The organism is Terriglobia bacterium, from assembly GCA_020073205.1.
Classification (GTDB): Bacteria; Acidobacteriota; Polarisedimenticolia; order Polarisedimenticolales; family JAIQFR01; genus JAIQFR01.
The window spans coordinates 20,761-36,136 of record JAIQFR010000039.1 but is presented as its reverse complement, the minus strand read 5'-3'; the positions used below and the strand labels follow the sequence as shown (position 1 = coordinate 36,136).

At 63.4% G+C, this 15,376-nt stretch carries 12 protein-coding genes; 2 read left to right on the top strand and 10 right to left on the bottom strand.

All coding sequences use genetic code 11. The features are described 5' to 3' along the window. Window positions 1-457: 457 nt before the first annotated feature. The 3 genes from LAO51_10150 to LAO51_10140 all read right to left on the bottom strand — a co-directional run bounded on the left by LAO51_10150 (window position 458) and on the right by LAO51_10140 (window position 5,613). A complete protein-coding gene (locus tag LAO51_10150; protein MBZ5639098.1) occupies window positions 458-856 on the bottom strand; it encodes a hypothetical protein in 399 nt (132 codons plus the stop codon). 6 nt (window positions 857-862) lie between these two features. After that, on the bottom strand, window positions 863-1,390 hold the full coding sequence (locus tag LAO51_10145) for a hypothetical protein (GenBank protein ID MBZ5639097.1): 528 nt from the start codon (window positions 1,388-1,390) through the stop codon (window positions 863-865). A gap of 227 nt (window positions 1,391-1,617) precedes the next feature. Beyond that, a complete protein-coding gene (locus LAO51_10140) occupies window positions 1,618-5,613 on the bottom strand; it encodes an HYR domain-containing protein (protein ID MBZ5639096.1) in 3,996 nt (1,331 codons plus the stop codon). A 733-nt stretch (window positions 5,614-6,346) separates the two neighbouring features. Between LAO51_10140 and LAO51_10135 the strand changes: the two genes are divergently transcribed. After that, window positions 6,347-6,754 carry a very short patch repair endonuclease gene (locus LAO51_10135; GenBank protein MBZ5639095.1) on the top strand — a complete coding sequence of 136 codons (408 nt, stop codon included), beginning with the start codon at window positions 6,347-6,349 and terminating at the stop codon, window positions 6,752-6,754. On the opposite strand, the gene LAO51_10130 is transcribed toward LAO51_10135, so the two are convergent. The 4 genes from LAO51_10130 to LAO51_10115 all read right to left on the bottom strand — a co-directional run bounded on the left by LAO51_10130 (window position 6,672) and on the right by LAO51_10115 (window position 11,382). Next, the gene (locus tag LAO51_10130) at window positions 6,672-7,799 is read right to left on the bottom strand and encodes a DNA cytosine methyltransferase (GenBank protein ID MBZ5639094.1); all 1,128 of its coding nucleotides are present in this window, start codon (window positions 7,797-7,799) and stop codon (window positions 6,672-6,674) included. The genes LAO51_10135 and LAO51_10130 overlap by 83 nt on opposite strands. Beyond that, window positions 7,796-9,667 carry an ATP-binding protein gene (locus tag LAO51_10125; GenBank protein MBZ5639093.1) on the bottom strand — a complete coding sequence of 624 codons (1,872 nt, stop codon included), beginning with the start codon at window positions 9,665-9,667 and terminating at the stop codon, window positions 7,796-7,798. Before LAO51_10125 ends, LAO51_10130 begins: the two co-directional genes overlap by 4 nt. A 434-nt stretch (window positions 9,668-10,101) precedes the next feature. Then, entirely contained in the window at window positions 10,102-10,419 is a 318-nt protein-coding gene (locus LAO51_10120) for a hypothetical protein (protein ID MBZ5639092.1), read from the bottom strand. A 66-nt stretch (window positions 10,420-10,485) separates the two neighbouring features. Further along, a complete protein-coding gene (locus tag LAO51_10115; GenBank protein MBZ5639091.1) occupies window positions 10,486-11,382 on the bottom strand; it encodes a hypothetical protein in 897 nt (298 codons plus the stop codon). A 111-nt stretch (window positions 11,383-11,493) separates the two neighbouring features. Between LAO51_10115 and LAO51_10110 the strand changes: the two genes are divergently transcribed. Continuing rightward, on the top strand, window positions 11,494-11,727 hold the full coding sequence (locus tag LAO51_10110; GenBank protein MBZ5639090.1) for a hypothetical protein: 234 nt from the start codon (window positions 11,494-11,496) through the stop codon (window positions 11,725-11,727). A 226-nt stretch (window positions 11,728-11,953) separates the two neighbouring features. Here LAO51_10110 and LAO51_10105 read toward each other — a convergent pair whose 3' ends face one another. The 3 genes from LAO51_10105 to LAO51_10095 are packed head-to-tail and all read right to left on the bottom strand — an operon-like array spanning window position 11,954 to window position 15,281. Next, window positions 11,954-13,531, bottom strand: coding sequence for a terminase large subunit (locus tag LAO51_10105; protein MBZ5639089.1), 1,578 nt, complete (start codon window positions 13,529-13,531; stop codon window positions 11,954-11,956). Further along, the gene (locus LAO51_10100) at window positions 13,519-13,995 is read right to left on the bottom strand and encodes a phage terminase small subunit P27 family (protein ID MBZ5639088.1); all 477 of its coding nucleotides are present in this window, start codon (window positions 13,993-13,995) and stop codon (window positions 13,519-13,521) included. The genes LAO51_10105 and LAO51_10100 overlap by 13 nt, the downstream gene beginning before the upstream one ends. Then, a complete protein-coding gene (locus LAO51_10095; GenBank protein ID MBZ5639087.1) occupies window positions 13,995-15,281 on the bottom strand; it encodes a DNA modification methylase in 1,287 nt (428 codons plus the stop codon). The genes LAO51_10100 and LAO51_10095 overlap by 1 nt, the downstream gene beginning before the upstream one ends. Between the last annotated feature and the right edge of the window lie 95 nt (window positions 15,282-15,376).

Below are 15,376 nucleotides of genomic sequence, written 5' to 3'. Positions count from 1 at the left end.
CGCGGCGACAGAACTGCCGCGAGCCCTCGCCGCTCGATTCGAATCGCCGAAGAACCTCGGTCCACTGTTTCGCGGTACGTCGCACACGTCCGACGCGGCTCTTGGGCATCCCGTCCTCCTCGGCATCGGCGTCGCAGCGCCAGGGAATCCGGCGCACACCTATTCCTACCCGACGCAAAGGGAGATGGGAAGAACGCCGTCTTTTGACCGCTTACGCCGGCGGCCCACCTGACCGCGCGAAGATGGCGGACGTCTTCCGGCGTCATGGCATGACGCTGGCCGCGGCCCCACCCGCTAAGTAGCGCGCGGCTGGTGCGGTCTCGCCCCGCTACAGCCCGAGCCATCACTCTAGCGTTGCCCCGCGCCCCGCGAAGCAGCGAGGCGCGGCGAGCCTAGCCACGGGCCAGGGCCCCCCGCCTGAGGTGTTGCCTATCTCCCAGACCGATCACCCGACATTTTACTTCCCTGTACCATGCGCGAGCGCGCTGACGGCCCCAAATGCACCGAAGGCGAACGCAGCAAGGCTGAGAAGAGCAAGTGCCAGCGCGACGTTCAGCCAATTCTGGTGTTTGACCCCCTTGTACTGGGCGGTGTGAACGTCCTCGTTGTAGAGCGCGAGCTGGGTGAGATATGAGGGGATAAACGCGGCAGTCGCGGTCACGAGACCAGAAACGAAGAGTGCCAAGGGGCACTTGACCTGGCCCGCCAGGGTAACCCGGTCCGCCGCCTGCCCAAGGTATGCGAGCAGCGCCACGACGGCGCCGCCATTGACGAGCTGGAGGGCCTTAAGAGCCTCCGTTGATATCGAGATCAGAGACTTATAGGTTTCGAGAGCATGCTCGTCGTTATAGTCCATTCCGCCTCACAGTACGCCCAACGACGCGCGTGACCCGCCTTTCGGAGGGTTCGGGTGCTCGACGCGATAGACCGCGAGTGAGAGACGACCGAATACCGCCGCGAAGACGTGCAATGCCAGAGTGTTTACGGAATCGCCATGTTCCTTCTGGAGTGCGTTGAACTGATCCCCTAGAGGCTCGCCGATGGACCAAACGTCCTCGCGAGTAATGGTGCGGTGGCGGTCATGGGCGCAAGCGTTCCGGACCTTATTGAGAACCCTCAAGACCAGCAGAGTAGCGTCATCTGTAAAGCCCAGAGACTCGAGAAGATGAACCTTCTGGAAGTAACCGAGCCTGGCCTTCTTCAGAAGATTCCTGCCTCGCGGCAGCACGCGAGACAGGAGGCGGTCAATCTGACTCTCAGTGATCAAGTGGAATCGAATGGTCTCCGGTACTAGATCGTCTTGCCGCTGAAGGAGGCGGAGGAAATCGTCCACCTCATCATCGATGAACTTTGTGGCATGAAGACGCTGGGTGTCGTCAGATTCCGTCATGATGTACCTACTGCGGATCGTGTCGCGAGTGCGCCACAGAAGGCACCGGCGCGGCCCATGCCGACCTCTATCTCCATGTCGACGCAAGTCTGTCGTTCCAGGGCGAGCCCCGCTTATCGCCCAGCAGCATACGCCGGTCGCGCTCGAGGGGGAAGGGCCAGCCACGGGCTGCTCGACTAAATGACGCGCATCCCGAGGGACGAACCGTCGCAGGCGCGGCACACCGCCTACTGACAATCCCCGTTGCCGGACTGGACGACGCGGGCCCTGCCGGCCGATTCCGAGCCGTACGAGCTATCCTGGACGCCGTCGAAGTACTGCACGGCGTAAAAGAACACGTGCCCGGGCTCCGGCACCTCTGTGTCCTCGTACCCGACTGTCGTGGTGTTCGTCGTCGCGTGCTCGATGCACACCACCTGACCCAGGTCGATGTCCGATCCCATCACCCTCAGGTTCGCCAGGTCACCACGGATCACGTCGTAGTGCTGGGCGCCCTCGACTGGCCCCCAGATCACCTCGGTGTTGTCGCGGTCCTGCATGAGAAGATTCAGCGGCTCGACCGCCATGTCCCTCATGTCGTGCGGCACCGTGATCATCGAGGGCGTGTTGGTCGCGTTCCCCGAGATGTCCGATGCTCGATAGGTCATGGTGTACACGCGCCCCGAGCCGCCGCCGTCGCGCTCGGCGCGGAGCAGGACCTGGCGGTCCGGGGTGTCGAGCGATGCGCCCTGGATGTCGTCGGTGGTCTGGCCGTCACCACCGCCCTGAGCATCATCCGGCTCGTTCGAGGCCACGGCCATGAGGATGATCGCGGGATTCGGGTCGCAGATGTCCGTGGCCATCACCGTGTTGTTGGCGGTCGCCATCCTGTGGTTCGGCGGCCATAGCACGCTAGGACTGGAAACCACTGTGACGACCGGCGGAATCGTGTCCCCCACCGTGACCGTGGTCTGGCAGGTCGCCTGGTTCCCCGCGGCGTCTGCCGCGGCAAAGTTCACCATCGTGGTCCCCAGAGGGTAGTAACCCGAGGCATCGGCACCGCTTGGCGTGTGGGAGTTGGCAATTACCAGCCCGCTCGGCTGGCAGACATCGGTCGCCGTCGCGGGAGGCACGGTGACCACCGACTGGAGGTTGGCCTGGCACTCGACCGTCACCGAGGTCGGGCAGATGATCGTAGGCGGGATCGCGTCCCTGAACGTATGAGCACAGCCCGTCGCCCCGCTGCAGGCGTCGTCCGTGCATGCGTCTCCGTCGTCGCATAGGGCGTCGCCGCCGTTGTCGGTGACCCCGTCGCAGTCATTGTCGATGCCGTCGCAGATCTCGGAAGCGCCGGGGTGGACATTGGGATTGGTCTCATCACAGTCGCCCTCGCATCCGCTGTAACCGTCACCGTCGAGATCCATGAGTTGGCCTAGCGCGTACCGGCCGCCGGTGTTGAGCGAGTCCTGGTTTATGTAGTACGCATTCCCACCCCATATGATCATCTGCGAGCCGGTCCACACCGCGGAATGCGTGGAGCGTGGCGTTGGCGCATTGAGAAGGGGCGTCGCGGTCCACGTGTCCGTGACGAGATCGTATCTTGCTCCGGTGTCTGTTCCCCAGTCCAAATGGTGGCCTCCCCAGACGACCGCCTCCTTGCCGGTCCAGATCATCGAGTAGTACTTCCGGCCCGACGGCGCGTCGAGTTGCGACACGTGAGTCCAAGTTCCCGTCGATGGCGCGAATCGGTAGCCGTCGCTCTCATACTCGCCCTGGCCTTTTGAAACAGCCCCCCACAGGATCATCTCTGCTCCGGTCCAGACAACCCTGTCATACTCCAGCGTCGGACCGGGGGGCGGTGGGATCGGCTGCCACGCATATGTCTCGAAGTCGAACCATGCACCCTCCGAGTGGCACCACAGCATGACGCGATCGCCCGCCCAGAGTGCGAATCCCGTGCACGGAGGGGGTCCGGAGACTGGTATCGGGGTCCAGAAATCCGTAGCGAGGTCATAAACGCCACCGGACCACGAGCTCAGAGCCACTACACTCGTCCCTGTCGACACGAGGACCTGGGGGTTTTGGGGGGCATTGGCCGTCGAGACAGGCTGCCACGAGTCGCTTACCGGGTCATAGCGTCCGCCCGTCGTGCCATCCCACCAGATGACCTGTCCGTCGGCAGACACGACGCTGCCAGCCAGCGGGGCAGACACGGAGGACCACGAGTCCGTCGTGACATCGTAGCGATCCACGCGGGTCGGGGTGCCCCATCCGCCCCAGGTGACCATCGCCGACCCGGCCCAGACCGCCCTATTGTCGTCCGGCCAAGCCATTGAGTGCGGAGCGTTCAGCGTGGACGTTCTGGTGCAACTCCCAGTGCGTGGATCGTACCGCAAGCCGCTGTTATAGAGATGGCCTCCGCTCTCGCCTCCCCCCCAGACGATTGCTAGGGTATCGGTCGAAACGGTGCTCGGGTCCCACAGGCCGTTATCCAGACAATACGGTGACGTCGGCCCCCAAGTGCCGTCGGCCGGGTCATAGGCGGCAATACCCTGCGTGCTGACCGCAACGACTCTGTCCGCAGTCCACGCCAGAGCCCTGGCGCCGACCTCTGGGCTCTCCATGGGACTCCAGGTATTCTCAGTGGGGTTGTATTTTCCGAACTCCGGCGGCCACGATCCACTGCATGAGACAATCTCCTCCTTGCCGGTCCAGACGGCCAGACTGTAGGTGCTGCACGAGCAAGAGGACGGCGCGCCGGTCGCCGAGAACGGAGTCCATTCGTTGGTGGAGGGATCGTATCGGAGACCCGATGAACAGCTGCCTGACCAGACGAGAAGCTCACGGCCCGTCCAAATGGCCAGGCCGGAAGAGGGCGCGTTCCTCGTGTCGGTCGGCGTCCAGCTATCGGTGGTAGGGTCGTAGCGACCACCGCTGTTCAAGCCACCACCCCAAACGATCATCTCTCTACCGGTCCACGCGGCAGTGTGGCCACGGCGTGGGTCCGGAGCGCTTACAGTAGAGGTCGGCTTCCACTCGTCGGTGACTGGATTGTAGCGGCCACCAGTGTTGAGACCGCCGTAGCCACCCCACACGATCATCTCGGTGCCAGTCCAAACGGCGGTATGATCACCACGAGGTGACGGCGCGCCAGCGGTGGACATGTGCCGCCACGTGTCCGTTACGGGATCGTAGCGGCCACCCGTGTCAAGCTCTTGAGGGTAGGTTCTACCCCTCCCCCCCCAGACAATCATCTCAGAGCCCGTCCAGACGGCCGTGTGTTCCATCCGTTGGGTCGGCAGCAAGTCGAGAGACCCGTTGTCCCACACGCCGTCCGGGTCGCAACTGATGGCTCGCGGAGATAGCGCCGCCAGAACCTCCGCGGTAGGGAGGGTGGTCGCGACGGCGTGGATCGCAGCCTCGTCGAGAGAAGGCGCCACCTCGTTCCACCACTCGGACCAGCTCTTCTTCGGCACCGTGTAGCGGGCCAAGCGCAGCGAACCTGGAACATCCTCGATCAGCACGTCGATGACGAACGCCGTGCGCTCCTCCTCGATCGGAGCGGGCAAGCCGATGCCGCCCGTCAGCCTGCCCTTCAAATGCTCGAAATCCTCGGGTGGGAGCTCGAATCGTCGAGCCGTCGCGCCGTCTCCTTCGCCTGCCTCCTTGCTCGAAGCGCTTTCCTCGGCGTCGGACTCTCTGCGCACGAATTCCAACTCCGTCCGCCCGGGAGCCGGCCTGAAGGCGTCCAGCGTGTCGCTCGAGAGAGCTTCATGGAGCGATTCTGATTGGCAGCGCTGCTCCGCGTGAATGGCCGGGTCGTATGCAAAGAAATTGTGCACGAGACGATCGACGAGGATGGGCCTCGCGAGGCACTCCTGAATCAGGAAGGGGTCGTTCCCCAAAGCGGCGTACAGCTTCCGCAGGCGGTCGGGCATTCCCGAGCTCCGGGATATGCGTTCCATCTCTTTCTGGAGCGCCTCGGCTGTCACGGGGGTTCGCCAGAACCGCGCGAGAACCGCCGACTGCTTGAGATACGTGTGCACCTTCCTTTCCAACGCATTCCGGGTCACTGCCTTCTCAAAGGGCTGTGCGCGTTGATCCAGAAAGGAGTAGTAGGCGCGATCGATCGCCTCCTGCGCCTTGACGCGTTCCTCGAAGGTCAGATCGCGGGCCAGAGCGGAAGGCACGGCCTGCCACACCGCGGCCAGCGTGATCGCGAGAGACACAACTACCTTGCGCATGGGAGCCCCCCGAATGCGTGCAGGAATGTTGGATACGGGTCGGGGAGGCGCGAGTCAAGCGAAATCGCGTCAGCGATTTCCGACTTGGCAAGGAATGGGATGGGGATTGTCCGCTTGCCGATGCCCACCGCCCGCTGCCCCGGCTACGTGATCGACCACGTCAAGGCGGTGAAGGAGGGCGGAGCGGGCGAGTCGTGGCGGACCGGGAAGGACGTGAAGGCCATGGTCGAGCAGGAAAAGAGGGCACCGTCACCCATATGCCAACGACCGCCTTGCACCCCAGCGGAGATTGCGAGTACCCCGGTTGCTTCCTGGCAACCCACACCCCTCCGCGGCCCCACCGAGTGGCGGTACGGTCTCGGCATGAACCGCACGGAAATGGGCGCGATTCTGTGCGACCTTCATCGCTGTTGGCGGCAAGGCGGGTCATAGGGAATTCCGGGCGCGCAACGAAGCGACATCAGAGCCGGCCGACAAGGCTTGCCACGCGAGCGAGACCAAGAAGATACCGCCCGGAGAGGTTCGAGGGGTCCAAGGTTGATGTCACGGTTCGCGGTATCATTCAGCAGTTCAGTCCTGGCTTCGGCGTAGCGGACAGGACCGTTCGGAGGAAAGAGTGCGTCACCGGCGCGATCAATCGGCACGACTCGCGCCGGACCATGCCGTGGGCTCCGATCTTGGAACGACGAGATCGCCCATCTTGAGGCCCGTCCCGACTGCGACGCACTATCGGATGTCCAGAGTCCGGCGCCACGGAACAGAGCCTGAAATCCACGTCCGGCGCGCGGTCCGTGCTCTCGGCTGGCGATTCAGAATGCACGTCAAAGATCTTCCGGGCTGCCCAGATATCGTGCTGGTCGACTTCCGCATGGTGCTGCGCGTTCATGGTTGCTTCTGGCACGGCCACCGCTGCAAGCGTGGTAGGCTTCCCACAACGAACCGAGCATTCTGGATAGCGAAGATCGAAAACAATCGTTCGCGCGACCGAAGAACCCAGCGACAGCTTCGGTCGTTGGGCTGGAGAGTCGTAACACTCTGGGAATGTCGCTTGCGGGCCTCTACCGTCGAGGCACTCGCGACCCAGCTACAGGGGCTCGAGCGGAAGTACGCGAAGGCTCACGAATGCGATCGCCCCTCTTAGCCAATGCGTCGCTCACAATCACGGCGATCGCTCGCGATAGCCGCGGCGGCACTGCATTCCCGATCTGTGACTGCACTGCCATCGTCCCGCCCTTGAACACATAACCCAGAGGGAACGTCTGAAGGCAGGCCGCCTCCCGCAGCGTGATGGCCCGGTTTGCGCGAGGGTGGAGGAATCGACCGCATGCCGGAGTCACGCATCTCGTTGTTAGCGTGGGAGCGACATCATCGTACTTCATCCGACCGTACGAACTGGCGGCCCCACCTTGCTTGATTCTCGAATGACACTCCAATTCGAGGTCGTCGTCAAGACTGGACCTGCTGCCTCCATTCACGGGAATGGACCTAATCCGCCTCGCGACGAGCACGGGATAGTCCGTTCGTGGCCGAGCCAAGCTGTCTTCGCATCTCCCGCGTCGCGCAAGCCGGAGCGCATCACGCACCGTACGGCGCCGACGGAAACCTCGAAGCCGCGGGTTGCGAGGCACCAACTGTGGTACGTTGTCATCGCTCGCGCCGTGGATCGCGATTAGCACAAGTCGACGCCTGCGCTGAGGCACCCCGAAATCCGCCGCGTCAACAATGTCGTGCCAGATTCCGTAGCCATATTCTCGCAGACGACAGACCAATAGCTTGAAGCGCCGATTTTGCCGAAGCGCCGGGACGTTCTCTATCACGACGGCCCGCGGTTGTACCACTGCCACGACGCGAGCAATCCGTAGCACAAGCTTATTCCTTGGGTCCCGCGCGAACATCTCCCGAGCCAGCGACGAAAAGGTCTGACACGGTACGCATGCAGTCAGGATGTCCAACTCGCCAGGCTCCAGCCCGGTCTCTTGGAGGAGAGTCGACGGGTCTAGTTTCAGCAGGTCATCTGCGAGCAGCTTCACTTCAGGATGGTTTGCGGTGTACGTGGCCCGCGCATCGTTGTCGATGTCCAGTGCCGCCAGGACTCGGATTCCTGCAGCCTTGTAACCCGTCGTGACCCCACCCGGCCCGGAGCAGAGATCGATTGCCGTGAACGGCCGACCGTTTATTGCTCTCACTCAACCGCCTCTGCTTCCCCGAGCGGCGGGAGGCTCTGAATTCGGGCATCCTCTGGCACACGTCGCTTGACGGCCGTCAGGAATTCCCTGTGAATGCGCTCGGCGACATCGAGGAGTTCTGTCCAGGTACGCACGGTGATGCCTTCCTTCGCAGCGGTTTCTCTCCATCTGACTCCAGCGTCAGGGGAAATGTGATGCCCGACCAGGACTCCCTCGTAACGATTGGGTTGTCCTGGCTGACCTGGCGCCTGCTGTCTTAGGTATCCCAAGTAATTGATGATCTGGACAATTTCGTTCTGGCCGATTACCTTACTCGGTCGCTTGACTTCCACGATCAAATACCGGCCGCGGCTCGAGACGCAGAAGAAATCCACTCGCCTGTCCGAGTCTGGATCAGCCGATCTGTCAAGCCCGAAATGCTCAACGAGAAGTGTTTCGAGCCCCTTTTCATGATCTACGACGAGCCATTCCGGATCGATGAGCCACGGATGCTGGAATAGAAAGTTCTGCATGTCTGGCTTCTCAGGGACGTCCTTCTCGATCATCTCCTGGAACTTTCGGATCACTTCCACGCGAGCACGCACGACCTCGGCGAGCTTCACCGTTTCAAAAACATCAAGTTCTGTTACGAGCTTCAGGACCTGATCTCGCTCCGCTTGATCGGCCTGTCCGAGGGCTTTGACGAGGGCGAAAAAGGAGCTGTCTTCGAAGGCGCGCAGAACGAGGTCCAGCAGCTCTCGGGCTCGATCAGGATCGTCGGTCATGCTCTCGATGGAGGCGAGCTTGCGTATGACCTCGCGGGCTTCCTTCTGTTCGACCGGTCGGAGTCGAGAGATTCGTTCCCCGACCCGCTTGTCCAGACTCGTGAGCGTCGCCTCCAGACGCTTCTCGTTGGTTTGCACGCGGAGTTCGGCCCATTCGCTCAGCCTCTCCCGTATTTTGGCCTGCCCCCACTTTAGCAACGCCTCGGGGAGAGGCTCCGTCCAGACGATCCCCTGGCGGTCAGTACCGACAAAGTCCCGCTCGCTATCAAGCTGGTCAGCGCAGACTTCTCCCGTCATGTACTGCATCCCGGCTTGTCCATGGGCCCCGCCCGAGAGGTCGAAGAAGAAGGGAGTTTGTGCCATCTTGTCCCGAACGAGGATGCTGACGCCGCGTGCGTTCTCGCGACGGATGGGCTTTTCGGTGAATCCTATCCACCATTTCACACCACCTACACCCGGCACGTCCTCCCATCCTCCGTTCGGTCCTTCGAATCGAAACTGCAGGGGCGGGCTGTAGGTTTCCAGGACCTTTCCGTTGATTTCGACCCGGAAGCCCTTGCCGAGGATCGAGAACCTCCGCGACATGGACTCGCGGAAATCGTCCTCGTCTATCGGCCGCGTGATTTGCAGGTCGGTCAAGAGAACGAGTGTCCCGTTCGGCTCGCTCGTCTCGCCGTCCTCGATGACCGAGGGCTCGTAACTTTGGACGAGCTCGGCCTGACCACCCTTAGTCATCTGTTCGAAGTCCATCTGGAAATGCGTGACCCGTCCTGATCGTACTGTCCGTACATCTACAACTCGAGCGATGCCGAACCCCGCAAGCTTGCCCAAGCCCTTCCGACCCATCACGGTTCGGCCGACCTGCGTCTTCTCCCCTTCAGCCTTCCGGCGGTCGCGTCCGACGACGAGATATGCCCTCTGCACTTCATCCCAAGTCATTCCGCGGCCATCGTCAGCGACCTCGATTCGTTGGTCCTTCATGCCAACGCCGAAAGGGATCTTCACGACCACCTTCCTGGCATCCGCGTCCCAGGAGTTGGATATAAGTTCGGCAAGTGCGGGGACCGAGCCTCGGTACATGGACAGGCCGAGGTGTTTGACCAAGCCACCCGCATACTGCATCCGCAGATGACGAGAGGCTTTCACGTTGCTGACCGGCTGGCTAGCTGCCACCTCACGATTCTAGCCCAGTTCCCCGCCGCAATATAGGACCCAAATCCGAACGTGGTGAGCCACTTCGAATGGCCCAAGAACAACTGCACCCGGCCCACGCGATCGTCCCGACCGCCAACAGAAGTGCTCGATACCGGCTGATCGCGCTTGGTCCCCTTCGCACGGGCGTGCCTCCCATCCTGTGGAGTGGTCCGCAAAGCTCCGCGTCTCGAGACCACAACGTTTCGCGATCGTCGACACGGACGTGTTGCTGTGAGCGTTTTCGACGACCCGGGAAATCGCCGCGAACAACGAGACAATGCTGAGAAGGACCAGCTACGAATTCATCGGACGCCTTCACGTCGGAGGGCCGCTCCTTCTTGGGCCTAACCCGTCGCCACCCTCTTCGCCATCGCGATCGCCGCGCGAATCCCCTTCTCCACCCGCACCGCCTTGATCTGCGCCTTCTGCCTGGGCTTGAGGCTCCGCAGGTAGCCCATGTACTGGCCCTGGAGCTTGAGGGCGGCGCGGCGCTCGGGCGACAGCCCCAGCTTGCGCTTCTTTGGCACGTCCTCCGACGAGCCGCCCAGGCCCGCACCGTCAGTGAGCGCGACGAGCCGCCCGAGCGACCGGTCGATTGCGGCGAGGGACTGGCGGATGATGCGGATGTGCTTCGTGAACGGGTTGCGGGCGCGGTTCGGCATGGTGGATCCCCTACGTCAAGAGTGTGCGAGATCGGAGTACATCCATTGTCCGATGCACCTTAGTTCCTAGCGCGGTTTCGGGAACAATGCCAGCGTCTTGGCGCTCTTCGGCGTCGGTTGGAACTTCTCGCCGTCGAAAACAAAGTCGATTCGGTACTCCCGTGCCGAGGCCACCTTCGCCATTATCTCCGCCCGTGAGTCGTACGACGCCTTCAGACATGCCTCTCGCTCCGCTTTCGTAAGCCGTTTCAAACCAAGCGTGGCGGTAATCGAGAGATCGGCGAGTCCATCGCCGTTCAGATCGGGAAACTCTGCCGACTTGATTGCTGACCGTCGCACCGGTCCCGCAATCTCACCTTCCGCATCCAAGCCGCACGTCTCCGTCGAGTCGTCTGTCGTGAGAACAGGCGAGACGTTCGCTTTGCCGTCGGCGGAGAAGGCGACAAAGAAGACAGAGTCGAAGGACCACCCTTGTCCTCCCCATCCCCTTTCGCAGACGAGGAAGTTCCTACCGTCCGTGAAGCGGAGATCATGACAGCGGTCCGTGAGAAGCCCCTCCTCGTATGTCAGGAATCTCAGACGCACCGCCTCGAGCGTGAAGACGAAGCTTCCCCCGAAGTTCAAGGAGTGAGGTTCGCAGCCCGTTCCCGAAAGGACTACGTCGTCAGCGTGTGGAGAGGTGAAATGTCCGACGGTCGCTCGGTCGAGTGTCCACTTGAATCCCTCGCCGTGCTCGTCTCGGAATGCCGTGGTCGTCGGGCAACTGCCGCAGCCCGCTGGCGTTCCATCCGCCGACCTTACGATGTTGCCTCCCGGGCAGACTTGTCCCAACGCGCTCTCAACAACAGCCGGGGAAACGCTCGTCACGTTGATATCGAACGCTGATCTCGAGGCGCCTTGGGCCCAGGAAACTCGGATCGCCAAGAATGCGAAGATAAGTAGGTGCAGGCGACGGAACACCACGGGTCTTCCCTTCTGCGAGAAGCCGATCGTAACACAGGAGGCGCCTGGATTTGCCAAGTCTCCGATGGGTGTATGCTCATCGTCTACTTCTTTCACGTGGAGGGGAGCCCCATGAAGAGAATGCTCGCTGCCTGCATGATCATGCTCGCCGTGTTCGCTGTGCTCGTCGGGACGGTGGCTCTGGTTGCCACGACGTCGACGCCCGCGATGGCGAAGTGCGGGATCTGCCCGATGTATTGCTCCCCCGTCCTCTGCGATAACGGGAGGGTTTACTGCAACACGTGCCTGGCGGCGTGTGCGGGTGCTGGGCACTGCGTGCCGCTGTTCCCGCCGATCCCGCTGTAGCTGGCGGCTCCGGCCTGATCCTGTTGGGCCGACCGGCAACACGGATGTGTGCGCCAGCGCGGCTCGCTTGGAGCCCGCAGGCGAGAAGGCGAATTTCTGCGCCGGGCTCTCTTCCACGGTTGCATCTTGAGATGGTTACGGTCCGACCACTAATCGGCGCGATCCAACCGAACAGCCGCGGAGCTTTTCAAGCGGGCCCCAGACCGCACCCGGCACGCCGGCGAGTTCAACCCTCGAGGCCCCAGATCCTCACCTCGCCCGCGCCGCACTGCACGATCGCCCGCCCGAGGGCCATGATCAGCGCCACGATCCCGTCGATCCGGCCCGTGCTCTTCGCCTTGTCCGGCTTCAGGTTTCCCGCGGGATCCTGCCTCACCGAGACGTTGTCGGCCATCCAACGAAGAACCGGGTTCCCGGCGTGCCGCAGCCGCTTCGACAGCAACAGCTTCTCCAGCTCCTTGGTCGGCCCCGACATGTCCCGGAAGCCCTGGCCGAACGGGACGATCGTGATCCCGTCGCTTACGAGCTGCGACGTGATCTGGCTCGCGTTCCAGCGATCGACCGCGACCTCCCGGAGATCGTGGCGTGCCGCCAGCTCGTTGATCCACTTGCGGATCACGTCGTAGTCGGCGACGTTGCCCTCGGTGGCCTCGATGAACCCGTCCCGGACCCAGGCGTCGTACGGCACCTGGTCCCGCCTGGAACGCTTCGCGACCGTCTCCTCCGGCACCCAGAAGAATGGGAGAGCGTGGAACTGGTTGTCGCCGTCGACGGGCGGGAACAGAAGCACCAGCGCGGCGATGTCGGTCGTGGTTGATAGGTCGAGCCCGGCATAGCATTCGCGGCGGCGAAGTGCCTCCGGGTCCACGGCACCACCGCACGCGTCCCAGACCGTCAGATCGATCCAGCGCGTGTTCTGCTGGGTCCACTGGTTCAGGTGCAGCCGCCGGAACGTGTTCTGGTACGAGGGCGTCTCGGCGGCCTTGCGCGCCTCCTGCTCGAGGTAGTCGAGCTTCACCGAGACGTTGAGGCCCGGGTTGACCCGCTGCCACACCTCCCGGTCGCGCCAGTCCTCTTCGAGGGCCGCGCCGTAGATCACGGGCAGGAACGAGTCGTCCCGGATGACCCCGTCCCGCACCTTGCAGGCATAGTCGTGCAGCTCCCAGCAAATGCTCTCCCGGTCGTAGCCGGCCGTCGTGATCGCGAGGACGACCGGCTGCCGGCGGGCCCCCGTCGAGGTCGTGAGGACATCCCACAGCTCCCGGTTCGGCTGCGCGTGCAGCTCGTCGAAGATGACGCCGTGCGCGTTCTTTCCGTGCTTGGTCCCCACCTCGGCGCTGAGTACGTGGTAGGCCGAGCCGGTCCCCGGGACGACGATGCTTCGGCGATACACCTCAGAGATCCTGGACAGGTCCGGGGAGGCCTGGACCATGGTCTTTGCGAGGTCGAAAACGATCGCGGCCTGGTCGCGATCCGCCGCGGCGGAGTAGACCTCGGCACCCGGCTCGTGGTCGGCGTAGAGCAAGATCAGGGCGATCCCGGCGCCCAGGGTGGACTTCCCGTTCTTCCGGGGTACCTCGACGTAGACCGTACGGTACCGTCGCGTGCCGTCGGGTCGCTTCCACCCGAACAGCGGCCGGACGATCCTCGCCTTCTGCCATTCGTCCAGCTCGAAGGGCTGGCCAGCCCATTCGGCTTTCACATGTTCGAGGAACCGGGGGAAGAAGGTGACGGCGAGGTCGGCCGCCTCCTCGTCGAACCAGTACTCCCCTGCCCGCTTGGCCCGCTTGCTTACGCCAGCCATCGATACGCGTCGCTCGATCGATCCGGCTCGTCATGGATCGCGATGCGGGATCGCGACGCCGGGGTCAGGCCGAACTCCTGCTGGTACGCCCGGAGGACGAGCAGGAGGTTCCGGGCGATCGCGACCTGGGGAAACTGCTGCATGCACTTGAGCCGGTTCTGGTCGTCGCGGATGGGGTAGACCATGCCGTGCTTTGACAGAAACTCCTCGGCAGCCCGCCAGCCCACGAACGTGTGGCAGTAGGCGGCGAGCGCGTCCGCGTCGACCGGCGTCAGGACCCGCATCACGCGCAGCTGCGGGACGAGCCGTCTCCAGACCTTCCTGGCCTCGGGGGACAGCCACGCCGGGCAGTGCGGCGTCCCCTGCTGAGGCTTCGGCTCGCTCCGGTTGAGCGGCTTCTTTCCCGGGTTGCCGGCGAGGACCTTGAGCGCGGTCGGCTTGGGCGGCGGTCCGCGGCGGCCCATCACTCGTTACCTCGCCAGCCTTCGGCCTTCTTGCCCGTGAAGTCCTGCCACCGGGTGACGATGACGTCGCAGTAGGCGGGGTCAATCTCGATCAGGAATGCTCGGCGCCCGAGGCGCTCGGCTGCGATGAGGGTGGAGCCGGAGCCCCCGAATAGATCGAGCACGTGCTCGCCACGCTTCGACGAGTAGGTCATCGCGAGTTCGGCCAACTCGACCGGCTTCTCCGTGAGATGGATCATCGCCGGCGGAGCGACCTTGCGGACCCGCCAGATGTCTTGGGCGTTCGTGATCTCCGGGTTGAAGTAGTGCGCGGCACCCTCACGCCAGCCGTAGAAGCACCACTCGTGCGCGCCCATGTAGTCTTTTCTGGTCAGCACCGGCCATTGCTTGTCCCAGATGATGCCCTGGGAGAAGTAGAGCCCGGCGTCGAGGAACGCCGACGGATAGTTCAGGAGGTTCGCGTATCCGCCCCAGATGTAGAACGACCTCCCGGGCTCGAGCGCGTTCGCCATGTTCTTGAACCAGTCCCGGAGCTTCCCGGCAAACTCCTCGGGCGGCAGGTAGTCGTTCTCCAGGACCCGATCGCGGGCCCGCATCTTTCCTGTCGGATGCGCCTTCTCCGGGTGCCTCGCGAGGTCGAGGGCCTGGTGGTGACCTCTTCCTCCCGGTACGTTGCCCTTCGTGACGAGCCCCGCGGCGATGGCGTTGTTCGACCGGGGCTCCACTTTCACGTTGTACGGCGGATCCGTGTTGACGAGGTGGATCCGCTCATCCCCAAGAAGCAACTCCACGTTCATCGGGTTGGCGCTGTCCGCGCAAAGCAGCCGGTGCGTCCCGAGGATAATCAGGTCGCCCCGCTGCGTGGCAGGCTCGTCAGGAGGCTCCGGGATCTGATCGGGGTCGGTCAGGCCGTCCGCCGGGACGTCGCCGCCGTGGACTAGCTGGTCGATCTCTTCGGCGGTGAAGCCGGTGAGGTCGAGGTCGGCACCGACCTGCTCCAGCTCGGCGAGGACCGCAGCCAACTTCTCCTCGTCCCACTCGCCGTGGATCCGGTTGAGCGCGAGGTTGAGCTGCCGCTCGGACGGGTCGTCGAGTTCGACGTAGACAACCGGGAGCGTGTCGATCCCCTCGGCCTCGGCCGCCTTGACCCGCTGGTGGCCGCCCACGATGTGGCCGGAGCGCCGGTTGACCACCACCGGCTCGACGGTGCCGAAGAACCGCAGGGACCGACGGAGGGCGTCCAGGTCGTGGTCGGAGATCTTTCGAGGGTTGTAGGGGGCGGCCATTCCGGCCAGGTCGGAAGTGGACAGGTGGTCGATCTGCATTCGTCCTGACCCCTTTTCAGCCCGCTTCTGGCCCCTCCTTCCTGGAAGCGGGCGGA

Coding starts and splice junctions, on each gene's coding strand:
- LAO51_10135 (MBZ5639095.1), top strand. CDS start 6,347: ATGTCCAGAGTCCGGCGCCACGGAACAGAGCCTGAAATCCACGTCCGG.
- LAO51_10110 (MBZ5639090.1), top strand. CDS start 11,494: ATGAAGAGAATGCTCGCTGCCTGCATGATCATGCTCGCCGTGTTCGCT.
- LAO51_10120 (MBZ5639092.1), bottom strand. CDS start 10,419: ATGCCGAACCGCGCCCGCAACCCGTTCACGAAGCACATCCGCATCATC.
- LAO51_10150 (MBZ5639098.1), bottom strand. CDS start 856: ATGGACTATAACGACGAGCATGCTCTCGAAACCTATAAGTCTCTGATC.
- LAO51_10095 (MBZ5639087.1), bottom strand. CDS start 15,281: ATGGCCGCCCCCTACAACCCTCGAAAGATCTCCGACCACGACCTGGAC.
- LAO51_10105 (MBZ5639089.1), bottom strand. CDS start 13,531: ATGGCTGGCGTAAGCAAGCGGGCCAAGCGGGCAGGGGAGTACTGGTTC.
- LAO51_10100 (MBZ5639088.1), bottom strand. CDS start 13,995: ATGGGCCGCCGCGGACCGCCGCCCAAGCCGACCGCGCTCAAGGTCCTC.
- LAO51_10140 (MBZ5639096.1), bottom strand. CDS start 5,613: ATGCGCAAGGTAGTTGTGTCTCTCGCGATCACGCTGGCCGCGGTGTGG.
- LAO51_10145 (MBZ5639097.1), bottom strand. CDS start 1,390: ATGACGGAATCTGACGACACCCAGCGTCTTCATGCCACAAAGTTCATC.